The sequence below is a fragment of the Streptomyces sp. NPDC001985 genome (assembly GCF_040296845.1).
In the GTDB taxonomy this organism is placed as follows: domain Bacteria; phylum Actinomycetota; class Actinomycetes; order Streptomycetales; family Streptomycetaceae; genus Streptomyces.
In genome coordinates, this window is sequence record NZ_JBEOYB010000043.1 from 15,510 (window position 1) to 29,160 (window position 13,651).

11 protein-coding genes are annotated in these 13,651 nt (G+C 73.8%); 7 read left to right on the forward strand and 4 right to left on the reverse strand.

Annotated elements, in window-relative coordinates:
• The first annotated feature begins 83 nt into the window (after nucleotides 1-83).
• Entirely contained in the window at nucleotides 84-1,316 is a 1,233-nt protein-coding gene (gene hemW, locus ABT122_RS20225; protein WP_351553770.1) for a radical SAM family heme chaperone HemW, read from the forward strand.
• Nucleotides 1,317-1,438: 122 nt separating this feature from the next.
• Here hemW and ABT122_RS20230 read toward each other — a convergent pair whose 3' ends face one another.
• From ABT122_RS20230 to ABT122_RS20240, 3 genes are all read right to left on the reverse strand, one after another.
• Nucleotides 1,439-2,479, reverse strand: a complete 1,041-nt coding sequence (locus ABT122_RS20230) for a PLL family lectin (protein ID WP_351553773.1) — start codon at nucleotides 2,477-2,479, stop codon at nucleotides 1,439-1,441.
• 327 nt (nucleotides 2,480-2,806) lie between these two features.
• Nucleotides 2,807-3,607, reverse strand: a complete 801-nt coding sequence (locus tag ABT122_RS20235; RefSeq protein ID WP_351553776.1) for a DUF3097 domain-containing protein — start codon at nucleotides 3,605-3,607, stop codon at nucleotides 2,807-2,809.
• 9 nt (nucleotides 3,608-3,616) lie between these two features.
• Complete coding sequence (locus tag ABT122_RS20240) at nucleotides 3,617-4,351, reverse strand: MBL fold metallo-hydrolase (protein ID WP_351553779.1); 735 nt, start codon at nucleotides 4,349-4,351, stop codon at nucleotides 3,617-3,619.
• A gap of 217 nt (nucleotides 4,352-4,568) precedes the next feature.
• Between ABT122_RS20240 and hrcA the strand changes: the two genes are divergently transcribed.
• From hrcA to ABT122_RS20260, 4 genes are all read left to right on the forward strand, one after another.
• On the forward strand, nucleotides 4,569-5,594 hold the full coding sequence (gene hrcA / locus ABT122_RS20245; protein WP_351553919.1) for a heat-inducible transcriptional repressor HrcA: 1,026 nt from the start codon (nucleotides 4,569-4,571) through the stop codon (nucleotides 5,592-5,594).
• A complete protein-coding gene (dnaJ, locus tag ABT122_RS20250) occupies nucleotides 5,595-6,731 on the forward strand; it encodes a molecular chaperone DnaJ (protein ID WP_351553782.1) in 1,137 nt (378 codons plus the stop codon).
• Nucleotides 6,732-7,271: 540 nt separating this feature from the next.
• Entirely contained in the window at nucleotides 7,272-8,342 is a 1,071-nt protein-coding gene (locus ABT122_RS20255) for a nitronate monooxygenase (protein WP_351553785.1), read from the forward strand.
• Nucleotides 8,342-9,085 (forward strand): 16S rRNA (uracil(1498)-N(3))-methyltransferase, encoded by a 744-nt coding sequence (locus ABT122_RS20260; protein WP_351553788.1) that lies wholly within the window; start codon nucleotides 8,342-8,344, stop codon nucleotides 9,083-9,085. The genes ABT122_RS20255 and ABT122_RS20260 overlap by 1 nt, the downstream gene beginning before the upstream one ends.
• Before the next feature lie 126 nt (nucleotides 9,086-9,211).
• Here the strand turns inward: ABT122_RS20260 and ABT122_RS20265 are convergent, their stop codons facing one another.
• Nucleotides 9,212-9,595, reverse strand: a complete 384-nt coding sequence (locus tag ABT122_RS20265) for a hypothetical protein (RefSeq protein WP_351553791.1) — start codon at nucleotides 9,593-9,595, stop codon at nucleotides 9,212-9,214.
• A 75-nt stretch (nucleotides 9,596-9,670) separates the two neighbouring features.
• Here ABT122_RS20265 and ABT122_RS20270 point away from each other — a divergent pair, with 75 nt between their 5' ends.
• A complete protein-coding gene (locus ABT122_RS20270) occupies nucleotides 9,671-10,156 on the forward strand; it encodes a hypothetical protein (RefSeq protein ID WP_351553794.1) in 486 nt (161 codons plus the stop codon).
• Between the two features lie 245 nt (nucleotides 10,157-10,401).
• Nucleotides 10,402-13,635 carry a S41 family peptidase gene (locus tag ABT122_RS20275; protein ID WP_351553797.1) on the forward strand — a complete coding sequence of 1,078 codons (3,234 nt, stop codon included), beginning with the start codon at nucleotides 10,402-10,404 and terminating at the stop codon, nucleotides 13,633-13,635.
• Nucleotides 13,636-13,651 lie beyond the last annotated feature (16 nt).

Sequence of the window (13,651 nt, forward strand, 5' to 3'; positions counted from 1 at the left end):
CCGGGCACGGCACCGCTCACCGTGCCCGGTGCCGGAACGGGCGCGGGCGAGGTGAGGCGGCCGGGTGACGGACAATGGAGGACATGCCTTCCGTACTGCCCGACGGCGAGCCCGTGCCCGAGGACGGGTCGCTCCCCGCGTCCGCCCTCGCCGGGGCCGGCGACCGGCCGCTCGCCTTCTATCTGCACGTCCCGTACTGCGCCACGCGCTGCGGGTACTGCGACTTCAACACCTACACCGCCACCGAGCTGCGCGGCACGGGCGGTGTGCTGGCCTCCCGGGACAATTACGCCGCGACCCTCGCCGACGAGGTCCGGCTCGCCCGCAAGGTCCTCGGCGACGACCCGCGCCGGGCCGAGACGGTGTTCATCGGCGGCGGTACGCCCACGCTGCTGGCCGCCGCCGACCTGGTCGCGATGCTCGGCGCCGTACGGGAGGAGTTCGGGCTCGCGGACGGCGCGGAGATCACCACCGAGGCCAATCCGGAGTCGGTGGGTCCCGAGTATCTGGCCGAGCTGCGCGCCGGGGGCTTCAACCGGATCTCCTTCGGGATGCAGAGCGCCCGGCAGCACGTGCTGAAGGTGCTCGACCGCACCCATACGCCCGGCAGGCCCGAGGCCTGTGTCGCCGAGGCGCGGGCGGCCGGTTTCGGCCATGTGAACCTCGATCTGATCTACGGCACCCCGGGCGAGAGCGACGACGACTGGCGCGCCACGCTCGCCGCCGCCGTGGGCGCCGGGCCCGACCACATCTCGGCGTACGCCCTGATCGTCGAGGAGGGCACCCGGCTGGCCCGCCGGATCAGACGGGGCGAGGTGCCGATGACGGACGACGATGTGCACGCCGACCGCTATCTGATCGCGGACTCCGTCCTCGCGGACGCGGGGTACGACTGGTACGAGGTCTCCAACTGGGCCACGTCGGACGCCGGGCGCTGTCTCCACAACGAGCTGTACTGGCGCGGCGCGGACTGGTGGGGCGCGGGCCCCGGCGCCCACAGCCATGTCGGCGGGGTGCGCTGGTGGAATGTGAAGCACCCCGGCGCCTACGCGGCGGCGCTGGCACAGGGCCGCTCGCCCGGCGCGGGCCGTGAGCTGCTGCCGGACGAGGACCGGCGGGTGGAGCGGATTCTGCTGGAGCTGCGGCTCCGCGAGGGCGTGCCGCTCTCGCTGCTGCGTACCGCCGGGCTCGCGGCGTCCCGCCGTGCCCTGGACGGCGGACTGCTGGACCGGGAGGCGTACGGAGCGGGGCGCGGGGTCCTGACCCTGCGGGGCCGGCTGCTCGCGGACGCGGTGGTGCGCGACCTGGTGGACTGAGGCAGCCCGCCTCCCCGCCTCCCCGCCTGCCCACGTGCTCCTGCCGCCCGAGCCCGGCCGCCCGCGCCCGCCCGCGCCGGACCGGGGCCGGGCCGGGGCGGGGCGGCCGGGCTCGGGCGGTGTCAGAGCGCCGAGAGGCTCCCGCCCCGGGTCGCCCAACTGGCGGTCCACCCGTTGTTGGCGGATGTCTGCCATTTGTGCCACAGCGCGTTGTCGAAGCTCAGATGGAGCGACTCCAGCCGGCCGTCGGCGTGGCGGCCCACCACGGGATCGGTCGCGAGCAGCCCGCCCTGGGACTGCCAGTCGCCCCAGGTTCCGTTCGCCACCTGCTGCTCAGCCCGCCAGCCGCCCAGGTCGGAGCCCCGGGCGAAGAGGACGAGACGCCCGTCGGCCTCCTGGAAGACGGCGGGCACCCCGATGCGCGGGCCGCCGCGATTGGCCCACACCGGGTGCCAGGCGCCATTGGGCTCGGACTGCCAGATATGGCGCAGGGTGTTGTCCGGGGCCTTCGCGAAGACCTCCAGCCTGCCGTCCTTGTTCGGGAACACCGCCGGGTCGGCCCGCAGATCGCCGCCGCGCGACGACCAGGTGGGATACCACTCCCCGTTGGGGGAGGTCTGCCAGGTGTGCCACAGGGCGTCGTCGCTGCCGCGCACGAAGACCTCCAGCCGGCCGTCCTCGTTCTGGAAGACGGCCGGACAGCCGCGCAGCACCCCGCCCCGGGAGACCCAGCGGTCGTGCCAGGTGCCGCTGGGAGCGGTCTGCCAGATGTGCCAGAGCGCGTTGTCCGCGCCCCGGACGAAGACTTCGAGCCGCCCGTCGGCGTTCTGGAACACGGCGAGGTGCCGGCCGAGCATCCGCTGGTCGCGCAGGTGCCGCCACTCCTTGGCCCAGCTCCCGTTGGGGGAGGTCTGCCAGGTGTGCCAGACGCGTCCGTCGGCGCCGCCCGCGAAGACCTCCAGGCGCCCGTCCGCGTTGCGGAAGACCGTGGGGGCGGTGGTCAGCGTGCCGTCCCGGCTGACCCAGTCGCCGGTCCAGGCGCCGCCGGGCGCGGTCTGCCAGATGTGCCACAGGGCGCTGTCCGAACCGGTGGCGAACACTTCGAGACGGCCGTCCGCGTTGCGGGCGGCGCGGATGCTCGCGAGGCCGGGGTCGAATGCCATGGCTGTCCTCCTCAGTCTGCGGTTCAGGGTGCAGGAGCGGGGGCGGGGGCGGCGGCCGGACCACGGAATTGCCAGCGGGGTGCTACGGAGGGTGCGCGCGCTGTCGCAGTGAGGAGTTGTCCATGGTCGGCCGCTCCTACACGACAGGAGTGATGAACGGCTCAAAGTCGTATTACTGACTGAAAGGAGACTTCTTCACATATTCAGTCCGCAACCCGTGGATTGCGGGCGCCCGAGCCCGTGGCGGACCCGGCCGGCCGGCCGGGAAGGCGCGGACGCAGGCGCGGACGCAGGCGCAGGCGCAGGCGATCGGGGACGCGGCGGCCCTCACTCCGCGGTGACGAAGTCGATCAGCTCCTCCACCCGCCCCAGCAGCGCCGGTTCCAGATCGCGGTACGAGCCCACCCGCGCCAGGATGTGCTGCCAGGCCGCCCCGGTGTTCTCCGGCCACCCCAGCGCCCGGCACACCCCGGTCTTCCAGTCCTGCCCGCGCGGCACCCGGGGCCAGGCGGCGATGCCCACCGATGACGGCTTCACCGCCTCCCAGATGTCGATGAACGGATGTCCCGTCACCAGCACATGGTCACCGGTCACCGCCGAGGCGATCCGCGACTCCTTCGAGCCGGGGACCAGATGGTCCACCAGCACCCCCAGCCGGGCGTCCGGCCCCGGGTCGAACTCCCGGACGATGGCGGGGAGGTCGTCGACGCCCTCCAGATACTCCACCACCACTCCCTCGATCCGCAGATCGTCGCCCCAGACCCGCTCCACCAGCTCCGCGTCGTGCCGGCCCTCGACATAGATCCGGCCCGCCCGCGCCACCCGCGCCCGCGCGCCCGGGACGGCGACCGACCCCGAGGCCGTGCGCGTCGCCGCGACGGGCCCCCGGGCGGGGCGGACCAGCGTCACCACCCTGCCCTCCAGCAGAAACCCGCGCGGGGCCAGCGGGAAGACCCGGTGCTTGCCGAAACGGTCCTCCAGGGTCACCGTCCCCGCCTCGCAGCCCACCACGGCCCCGCAGAACCCCGTGGTGACCTCCTCCACCACCAGATCGGGGTCGGCGGGCACCTCCGCGACGGGGGCCGGCTTCTTCCAGGGCGGGGTCAGATCGGGGCTGTAGCTGCGCATCCGGCGACGCTACGACACTGCGAACCGCTCCGCCAGCGCATCGCGCTGGGCACGCACGAACGCGGCGTCCACCACCGCGCCGTGCCCCGGTACGTACACCGCGTCCGGGCCGCCGAGCGCCAGCAGCCGGTCCAGCGCCGCCGGCCACCCGGCCGCCACCGCGTCCGGTCCCGCCTGCGGCTCGCCCGACTCCTCCACCAGGTCACCGCAGAAGACCACCGGCGGCGCCCCCGCCGGCCCCGGGACCAGGGCGGCCAGGTCGTGGCCGGTGTGCCCGGGCCCCGCGTTCACCAGCAGCACCCGCAGCCCGCCGCCCAGGTCGAGCGCCAGCTCCCCGGCGACCGTCCGGCCCGGCACCACCAGCAGATCGGCCGCGTCCGCCGCCGCGTCCGGGGCGACCCCATGGCGTACCGCGTCCGCGCACAGCACCTCGCGCTCCCGCCGCAGGAGCGTGTCGACGCCCCCGGCTCCGTACACCTCCACACCCGCGAAGGCCGAGGTGCCCATCACATGGTCGAAATGCGGATGGCTCAGTGCGACATGCGTCACGCGGCGGCCCGGCAGCAGCGTCCGCGCCTGGAGCCGGATCTCCGCCCCCTCGCGCACCGTGGAGCCCGTGTCGTACAGCAGTACGCCCTCCGGGCCGGCGATCAGACCGACGGTCGCGTCCCATCCGGGGAGCCGGCGCCGGCCCACCCGGCCGTCCAACCGCTCCCACCCGTGCTCTTCCCAACTGACGTCCATACCGCGACGCTACTGGCAACGACCAGCGCGAGTGCGCGGTACCGTGGTCGGTCGCCCTTGCTAGGGGCGTACCCCACGGCCGTACACTGGCTCGGGGCGGAGCTGGCACTCGTGCCTCATGAGTGCCAGTCAGTGACTGAGCAGTGACCGAAGACGACCGAAGACGACCGTGGACGACCGAAGAACCACCGAGGGAACACCGCTGGAGGTGTGCGCGATGCTCAGCGAACGCAGACTCGAAGTGTTGCGCGCCATCGTCCAGGACTATGTCGGCACCGAGGAGCCCGTCGGCTCCAAGGCGCTCACGGAGCGCCACCGCCTCGGTGTCTCCCCGGCGACGGTCCGCAACGACATGGCCGTGCTGGAGGAGGAGGGCTTCATCGCCCAGCCCCACACCAGCGCCGGACGCATTCCCACGGACAAGGGCTACCGGCTCTTCGTGGACCGGCTGGCCGGGGTCAAGCCCCTGTCGTCGGCCGAGCGGCGCGCCATCCAGAGCTTTCTGGACGGCGCCGTCGACCTCGACGACGTCGTCGGCCGCACGGTACGGCTGCTGGCGCAGCTGACCCGCCAGGTCGCCGTCGTCCAGTACCCCTCGCTCACCCGCTCCACCGTCCGCCATGTCGAGCTGCTCTCCCTCGCGCCCGCGCGGCTGATGCTCGTCCTGATCACGGACACCGGACGGGTCGAGCAGCGCATGATCGACTGTCCCTCGCCCTTCGGGGAGGTCCCGCTCGCCGATCTGCGGGCCCGGCTCAACAGCCGGGTCGTCGGCCGCCGTTTCGCCGATGTACCGCAGCTGGTCCAGGACCTTCCCGAGTCCTTCGACCCGGAGGACCGGGGCGTGGTCTCCACGGTGCTCTCCACTCTGCTGGAGACGCTGGTGGAGGAGACCGAGGAGCGGCTGGTGATCGGCGGCACCGCCAACCTCACCCGCTTCGGACACGACTTCCCGCTCACCATCCGGCCGGTGCTGGAGGCGCTGGAGGAGCATGTGGTGCTCCTCAAGCTGCTCGGTGAGGCGAAGGAGTCGGGCGGAATGGGCATGACTGTCCGCATCGGTCATGAGAACGCCCATGAAGGGCTCAACTCAACGTCCGTGGTCGCCGTCGGCTACGGTTCGGGCGACGAGGCAGTCGCCAAACTCGGCGTGGTCGGACCGACCCGCATGGACTACCCCGGAACGATGGGAGCGGTACGCGCAGTGGCACGTTACGTCGGACAGATCCTGGCGGAGTCGTAAGTGGCCACGGACTACTACGCCGTACTCGGCGTGCGCCGCGACGCATCGCAGGACGAGATCAAGAAGGCATTCCGTCGGCTCGCCCGCGAGCTGCATCCGGATGTCAACCCCGATCCGAAGACCCAGGAGCGGTTCAAGGAGATCAACGCCGCTTACGAGGTGCTCTCGGACCCGCAGAAGAAGCAGGTCTACGACCTCGGCGGCGATCCGCTGTCGCAGGCCGGAGGCGCGGGCGCGGGAGGCTTCGGCGCCGGTGGCTTCGGCAACTTCTCGGACATCATGGACGCGTTCTTCGGGACGGCGTCGCAGCGCGGGCCCCGCTCGCGGACGCGGCGCGGCCAGGACGCGATGATCCGCCTGGAGATCGATCTGAGTGAGGCCGCCTTCGGCACCACCAAGGAGATCCAGGTCGACACCGCCACGGTCTGTACGACCTGCAGCGGTGAGGGAGCGGCGCCGGGCACCTCGGCGCAGACCTGTGACATGTGCCGGGGCCGCGGTGAGGTCTCGCAGGTGACCCGGTCCTTCCTCGGCCAGGTCATGACCTCGCGGCCGTGCCCCCAGTGCCAGGGCTTCGGGACCGTCGTCCCGACCCCGTGCCCGGAGTGCGCGGGCGACGGCCGGGTGCGGTCCCGCCGGACCCTGACCGTGAAGATCCCCGCCGGTGTCGACAACGGCACCCGCATCCAGCTCGCGGGCGAGGGGGAGGTGGGGCCCGGTGGCGGACCCGCCGGCGATCTCTACGTCGAGATCCACGAGCTGCCCCACCCGGTGTTCCAGCGGCGCGGGGACGATCTCCATGTGACCGTGACGGTCCCCATGACGGCGGGCGCGCTCGGCACCAAGGTGCCGCTGGAGACGCTCGACGGCGTGGAGGAGGTCGACATCCGGCCGGGTACCCAGTCCGGCCAGTCGATTCCGCTGCACGGCCGGGGCATCACCCATCTGCGGGGCGGCGGGCGCGGCGACCTGATCGTGCACGTCGAGGTGATGACCCCGCAGAAGCTGGACGCGGAGCAGGAGAGGCTGCTGCGGGAGCTGGCGAAGCTGCGGGGCGAGGAGCGGCCTCTCGGGCAGTTCCAGCCCGGGCAGCAGGGGTTGTTCTCGCGCCTGAAGGACGCTTTCAACGGCCGGTAGTGCCTGCCGGCGGCTCGGGTGGTCCGGGTGGTCCGGCTGCTTCCCGGGCCGTCCGCCCGGCTGCTGGTCCGGGTGATTTCGGCTGCCGGGTGCCTGCCCGGGGAGGGGCCGGAGCCGGCCGCCCGGTGTGCCGGGGGGCCCGAGCCGGTCCGGCTCGTCCGGGGCGGGTGTCCGAGCCGGTCCGGCTCGTCCGGGGGCCGGTGCCGGAGCTGCGGCGGGCGATGCCTGGGTGGCGGGGTGACTTCGGGGTGTCTCGGTGCTGTCCGGTGGCTGTCTGGGGAGTTCCGGCTTCCCGGGGGCCGGTTTCTGCGCACACCCGGGGTGTCTGTGAGGCCGGTGCGTTGAGCCGGTCCGGCTTGTCCGGGGGCAGCCCTGGGGGAGCGCCAGGACGGAACTCCCCGCGCGACCGGGGACCGGCGCGCCGTGGAGCATCAGGGTGCGAGAGGCCCCGGCACGGGGGTCGCGCAGGGGGCCGGGAGCCTTCCACGGGCCGGGCGAGGCCGATTCGGTGGGCCGGGAGGCGCATGGCACGATGCAAGCATGTCCTCCGCACTGACCGGTCTCTGCCGGTATCCCATCGTGCAGGCGCCCATGGCCGGCGGCGCGTCGTGCCCCCAGCTCGCCGCCGCCGTGTCCGAGGCGGGCGGTCTCGGGTTCCTCGCCGCCGGGTACAAGACCGCGGGCGGCATGTACCAGGAGATCAAACAGATCCGCGGGCTCACCCCACGCCCCTTCGGGGTCAACCTCTTCATGCCGCAGCGCGGCACCACCGACCCCGCCGCCATCGAGGTCTATCAGCACCAGCTCGCCGGTGAGACCACCTGGTACGAGACCCCGCTCGGCGACCCCGACTCCGGCGGTGACGACGGCTACGAGGCCAAACTCGCCATCCTCCTCGACGACCCGGTGCCCGTCGTCTCCTTCACCTTCGGCTGCCCCGCCCCCGAGGTGCTCGAATCCTTCGGCCGGGCCGGCACCCTCACCGTCGTCACCGTCACCACCCCCGAAGAGGCCCGCGCCGCCGAGCAGGCCGGAGCCGACGCGCTCTGCGTACAGGGCGTCGAGGCGGGCGGACACCAGGGCACCCACCGCGACGACCCCGCCACCGCCGGCGCCGGGATAGGGCTGCTCACCCTCATCACGCTGATCCGCGACGCCGTCGACCTGCCCGTCATCGCCACCGGCGGGCTGATGCGCGGCGCCCAGATCGCCGCCGCGCTCGCCGCCGGGGCGACCGCCGCCCAGCTCGGCACCGCGTTCCTGGTCTGCCCCGAGTCCGGCGCGCACACCCTGCACAAACAGGCCATGACCAACCCGCTCTTCACCCGCACCGAGCTGACCCGGGCCTTCTCCGGGCGGCCCGCCCGGGGCCTGGTAAACCGTTTCATGCGCGAGCACGGACCCTACGCCCCGGCCGCCTACCCAGAGGTCCACCATCTGACCAGCGGGCTCCGCAAGGCCGCCGCGAAGGCGGGGGACGCCCAGGGGATGTCCCTGTGGGCGGGGCAGGGCCACCGGCTGGCCCGCACCCTGCCCGCCGGGGAACTCGTCGGGGTGCTCGCCGGCGAAATGGACTCCGCCCGCACCGCGTTCGCCCCGGAGGGCTCCTGATGACCGCGCCCGTCTTCCTCGTCGACTCGCTGGACGGCGCCGGACCCGGCCGGCCGATCACCCTGGACGGGCCCGAGGGGCGCCACGCGGTCTCCGTGCGGCGGCTCCAGCCCGGCGAGGACATCGTGCTCACCGACGGCCTCGGCCGGGGCGCGGCCGGTGTCGTCCTCCGGACCGAGGGCAAGGACCGGCTGGTCGTGGAGGCGCGGAGCCTGCTGGAGGAGCCCGAGCCCCGGCCGCGTATCACCGTGGTGCAGGCGCTCCCCAAGGGCGACCGGGGGGAACTCGCCGTGGAGACCATGACCGAGACCGGCGTCGACGCCATCGTGCCCTGGTCGGCTGCGCGCTGCATCACCCAGTGGAGGGGCGAGCGCGGCGCCAAGTCCCTCGCCAAGTGGCGGGCGACCGCGCGCGAGGCGGGGAAGCAGTCCCGCCGGCTGCGCTTCCCCGAGGTCGCGGAGGCGGCCACGACCAAGCAGGTCGCCGAGGTGCTCGCGGCGGCCGACTTCGCCGCCGTACTGCACGAGGAGGGCGCCGAGCCGCTCGCCACGGCGGAACTCCCGGCGGAGGGGTCGATGGTGCTGGTGGTGGGGCCCGAGGGCGGGGTCTCGCCGGAGGAGCTAGCGGTGTTCGCGGCGGCGGGAGCCGGGCCGCACCGGCTCGGGCGCACGGTGCTCCGCACCTCCACGGCGGGTACGGCGGGGGTGGCGCTGCTGCTCGGGCGCACCGGGCGCTGGGGCTAGGGAGTTTCTTTCGGATCGGGCCGGATCGGGCCGGATCGGGCCGGATCGGTGAGCGGGGTCCGGTGCCGGGGCTCGCGAGCCCGGCAAGATCCGAAAGAGACGGCCCGGACCCCTGGGAGGGGCCGTTCACCCGCTTGGCGCAGCGTGATCCGGCCGTCCGCCGCGCGCAGCGGCGGAGGCGGCGATCACCGCGTCGAACAGGGGCCCGCCGTCCACCTCGGTGGTCCCCGGCGGGGCGGGGAGCAGCCCCCGCGCCAGGGCCTCGTCGACGAACCGCCGTACGATGCCCGGCTCGTGGAGGTTGAGCCGTTGGCCCGGGCCGGAGGGTTCGCCGGTCTCCCGGAAGGCGATCTCCAGCCGTGGGGTGGTGCCCTCGCGGCGTAAGCACAGGACCGTACGGCAGTTGTACGGGCGTCCGCCCTCGGCCGAGTGCCGGTGCCGCACGGTCCACATGTAGACCGTGTCCGCGTCGAGGACGAGCCTGCGGGGCCGGATCAGCTTTCTGCTCATCTCGCGGACCGTACGGGGGATTTGTGTCCGCAACCACTCTTTTACCGGCCGCCGCTCGGTGTCACGCTGCCGTGCATGAACGGCACCACCATCAGACCCGGCCGCCGGCTCCCGGCCGCCCTCGCCCTCGCTCTCGCCGCCGCGGCGGTCGCCGCGCTGACCGGGTGCGAGCCGACGGGGGACGGCAGGCTCAACGCCGCGGCCGTCGCGTTCACCACCGACCGGACGGCGACCAGCACGTTCAAGCGCCTCGGGGTGGAGGTGAGGTGGCTGAGCTGTACCTCGGCACCGGGGAGTGCGCCTCCGGCGGGGGCGGGGTACGCGACGGTCGACTGTGAGGGGGAGACGGCGGGCGGGGAGTCGATCACGTTGCGGGGGAGGGTGACGGAGGAACGGGCGGGGGTTTGTGTGCGGGGGGATCTGGCTGCGCGGGTCGGCGGGAAGGCGGCCTTCGACGCGGAGTTCCTCGGGGACTGCACCCAGCCGCGCCCGTCCCGCCGGGCTCCCGAGCCCACGCCCACGGTGACGGTGACGGTCACCAGAACCGTGACTCCTCCCTGACGGGTGCGCGCGGGACGCGGGCTGTCTGTGATGAGCCGCACGACTCCAGCCTCTCCGGCGGGCTGAGCCGCACCACTCCAGCCCCTCCGGCGTTTGAGGAGCGGGGGTTCGGGGGCCGGCCCCCGACCGTGGGCCGCGCTGTGCGGGTTGCCTGTGGCACAGGGGCCGTCCCGGGGGCCGGGCGACGGGCAGGCTGATCTCGCAAAGGGCTCCCCCCGCGACCCCCGCCTGCCTAGGGTGACAGCGTGACGCAGCCTGCCTACCTCCGGTACCCCCATATTCACGGCGAGTTGATCGCCTTCACCGCGGAGGACGACATCTGGGTCGCCCCCCTCCACGGCGGCCGAGCCTGGCGCGTCAGCGCCGACGACGTGCCCGTCGACCACCCCCGCATCTCCCCCGACGGCTCGCACATCGCCTGGACCTCCCGCCGCGACGGCGCGCCCGAGGTGCATCTCGCGGCCGTCGACGGCGGGCCCGGGACCCGGCTCACCCACTGGGGCAGCCACCGCACCGCCGTGCGCGGCTGGACCGCCGACGGCGAGATCCTCGTGCTCACCACGCACGCCCAGCCCTCGCTGCGCCGCACCTGGGCGCGGGCCCTCCCGCTCGACGGCGGCCCGGGGACGGAGCTGCCGTACGGGCCGGTGGGCGGCGTCGCCCGGAGCGAACGCGGCCCCGGCGTGCTGCTGCTCTCCGCGACCATGGGCCGCGAGGCCGCCGCCTGGAAGCGCTACCGGGGCGGCACCGCGGGGAAGCTGTGGATCGACCACGGCGACACGGGCGACTTCACCCGCCTCCACCAGGACCTGGACGGCAACCTGGAGTACCCCCTCTGGGTGGGCGACCGGATCGCCTTCCTCTCCGACCACGAGGGCGTCGGCGCCCTCTACTCCTCCCTCCCCGACGGCTCCGCCCTGCGCCGCCACACCCCGGTGGACGGCTTCTACGCCCGCCAGGCCGCCACCGACGGCACCCGTGTCGTCTACTCGTCCGCCGGCGAGCTGTGGCTCCTCGACGACCTCGACGGCGCCGAACCCCGCCGTCTCGACATCCGCCTCGGCGGCCAGCGCACCGATCTGCGTCCCCGGCTCATCCACGCCGACCACCATCTCGGCTCCGCCGCACCCGACCACACCGGGCGCGGCAGCGCCGTCGAGATCCGGGGCGGCATCCACTGGATCACCCACCGCGAGGGCCCCGCGCGGGCGCTGGCGGTGGAGCCGGGGGTCCGGGCCCGGCTGCCCCGCACCTTCCGGACCGGGAGCGAGCAGCAGGTGGTCTGGGTCACCGACGCGGAGGGCGAGGACGCCCTGGAGTTCGCCCCGGCGACCGGCACCGCCGCCGGCGCCACCCCGCGCCGGCTGGGCGCGGGCCGGCTCGGCCGGGTCCTCGGGCTCGCCGTCTCCCCGGACGGCTCCCGAGCCGCCGTCGCCTCGCACGACGGCCGCGTCCTCCTGGTGGAGCGCGACTCGGGCGAGGTGCGCGAGGTCGACCGCAGCGAGGACGGCGAGGCCACCGGGCTGACCTTCTCGCCCGACTCCGCCTGGCTCGTCTGGTCGCACGCCGGACCCTCCCCGCTGCGGCAGCTGAAACTCGCCGGCACCGCCGATCTGACCGTCTCCGAGGCGACCCCGCTCCGCTTCCGCGACTACCAGCCGGCCTTCACCCTCGACGGCAAGCATCTGGCCTTCCTCTCCGAGCGCGCCTTCGACCCCGTCTACGACACCCATGTCTTCGATCTCGCCTTCGTCGGCGGCTGCCGCCCGCATCTGATCACCCTGGCCGCGACCACCCCCTCCCCTTTCGGGCCGCAGCGGCACGGCCGCCCCTTCGACGCCGACAAGGAGAAGGACAAGGAGAAGGAGCGGGAGACCGAGGGCAAGCAGGAGAACGGCGACAACGGGACCCCCGTCACCCGTATCGATCTCGACGGACTGGCCGACCGGATAGTGCCGTTCCCCGTCGAGGCCGCGCGCTACTCCACCCTGCGCGCCGCCAAGGACGGCCTGCTCTGGCTGCGCCACCCGGTACGGGGGGTGCTGGGCGCGACCCGGGCGACCCCGGACGACCCGGGCCCCAGGACCGCGCTGGAGCGGTACGACCTGGCCCAGCTCCACAGCGAGGAACTCGCGTCCGATGTGCGGACGTACTCCGTCAGCGGCGACGGCAAGCGGGTGCTGCTCCTCACCGACGGCGCGCTGAAGGTCGTCCCCAGCGACCGCCGTGCCTCGCGCGACGAGGACAGCGACACCAACATCACCGTCGATCTCTCCCGGGTGCGCCGGCTGCTCGACCCGGCCGCCGAGTGGCGGCAGATGTACGACGAGGCCGGCCGGCTGATGCGGGACAACTTCTGGCGCGCCGACCTCGGGGGCGTCGACTGGGACGGCGTACTGGAGCGCTACCGCCCGGTGCTGGCGCGCGTCGCCACCCACGACGACCTGGTGGACCTGTTGTGGGAGGTGCAGGGGGAGCTGGGCACCTCGCACGCCTATGTCACCCCGCGCGGCTGGTACGGGAGCCGCTCGACCCGGCAGGGGCTCCTCGGCGCCGACCTCTCCCGTGCGCAGGACGGCACCTGGCGCGTCGACCGGGTGCTGCCGTCGGAGACCTCCGACCCCCAGGCCCACTCCCCGCTCGCCGCCCCCGGGGTCGCCGTCCGCGCCGGTGACGCGATCCTCGCCGTCGACGGCCACCCCGTGGACCCCGTCGCCGGTCCCGGCCCGCTGCTGGTGGGCGCGGTCGGCAAACCCGTCGAGCTGACGGTGGCCCCCGCGGGCGGCGGCGATCCCCGGTACGCGGTGGTGGTGCCGCTCGCGGACGAGGAGCCGCTGCGCTACCACGCCTGGGTCGCGGACCGCAGGGCGTACGTCCACGAGAAGTCGGGCGGGCGGCTGGGCTATCTGCACGTGCCCGACATGCAGGGCGCCGGCTGGGCGCAGATCCACCGGGATCTGCGGGTCGAGGTGGTGCGGGACGGACTCGTCGTCGACGTCCGGGAGAACCGCGGCGGCCACACCTCCCAGCTGATCATCGAGAAGCTGGCCCGCCGGATCGTCGGCTGGGACCTGCCGCGCGGCATGCGCCCGTACAGCTATCCGCAGGATGCCCCGAGGGGCCCGGTGGTGGCGGTGGCCAATGAGTTCTCCGGCTCCGACGGCGACATCGTGAACGCGGCGATCAAGGCCCTCGGCATCGGCCCGGTGGTCGGGACCCGGACCTGGGGCGGGGTGATCGGCATCGACAGCCGCTACTCCCTGGTCGACGGGACGCTGGTGACCCAGCCCAAGTACGCGTTCTGGCTGGAGGGGTACGCCTGGGGGGTGGAGAACCACGGGGTCGACCCGGACGTCGAGGTGGTGACGACCCCCCAGGACCACGCCGCCGGGCGCGATCCCCAGCTCGACGAGGCCGTCCGCATGGCGCTGGCCGTCCTCGCGGAGAACCCGCCGAAATCGCCTCCGTCCCTTCCCTAGGGCCCGGTGCACGGCC

What these genes read in the sequence shown, in the direction of transcription:
- hemW (WP_351553770.1), top strand. Translation starts at nt 84, where the DNA reads ATGCCTTCCGTACTGCCCGACGGCGAGCCCGTGCCCGAGGACGGGTCG.
- ABT122_RS20230 (WP_351553773.1), bottom strand. Translation starts at nt 2,479, where the DNA reads ATGGCATTCGACCCCGGCCTCGCGAGCATCCGCGCCGCCCGCAACGCG.
- ABT122_RS20235 (WP_351553776.1), bottom strand. Translation starts at nt 3,607, where the DNA reads ATGCGCAGCTACAGCCCCGATCTGACCCCGCCCTGGAAGAAGCCGGCC.
- ABT122_RS20240 (WP_351553779.1), bottom strand. Translation starts at nt 4,351, where the DNA reads ATGGACGTCAGTTGGGAAGAGCACGGGTGGGAGCGGTTGGACGGCCGG.
- hrcA (WP_351553919.1), top strand. Translation starts at nt 4,569, where the DNA reads ATGCTCAGCGAACGCAGACTCGAAGTGTTGCGCGCCATCGTCCAGGAC.
- ABT122_RS20255 (WP_351553785.1), top strand. Translation starts at nt 7,272, where the DNA reads ATGTCCTCCGCACTGACCGGTCTCTGCCGGTATCCCATCGTGCAGGCG.
- ABT122_RS20260 (WP_351553788.1), top strand. Translation starts at nt 8,342, where the DNA reads ATGACCGCGCCCGTCTTCCTCGTCGACTCGCTGGACGGCGCCGGACCC.
- ABT122_RS20265 (WP_351553791.1), bottom strand. Translation starts at nt 9,595, where the DNA reads ATGAGCAGAAAGCTGATCCGGCCCCGCAGGCTCGTCCTCGACGCGGAC.
- ABT122_RS20270 (WP_351553794.1), top strand. Translation starts at nt 9,671, where the DNA reads ATGAACGGCACCACCATCAGACCCGGCCGCCGGCTCCCGGCCGCCCTC.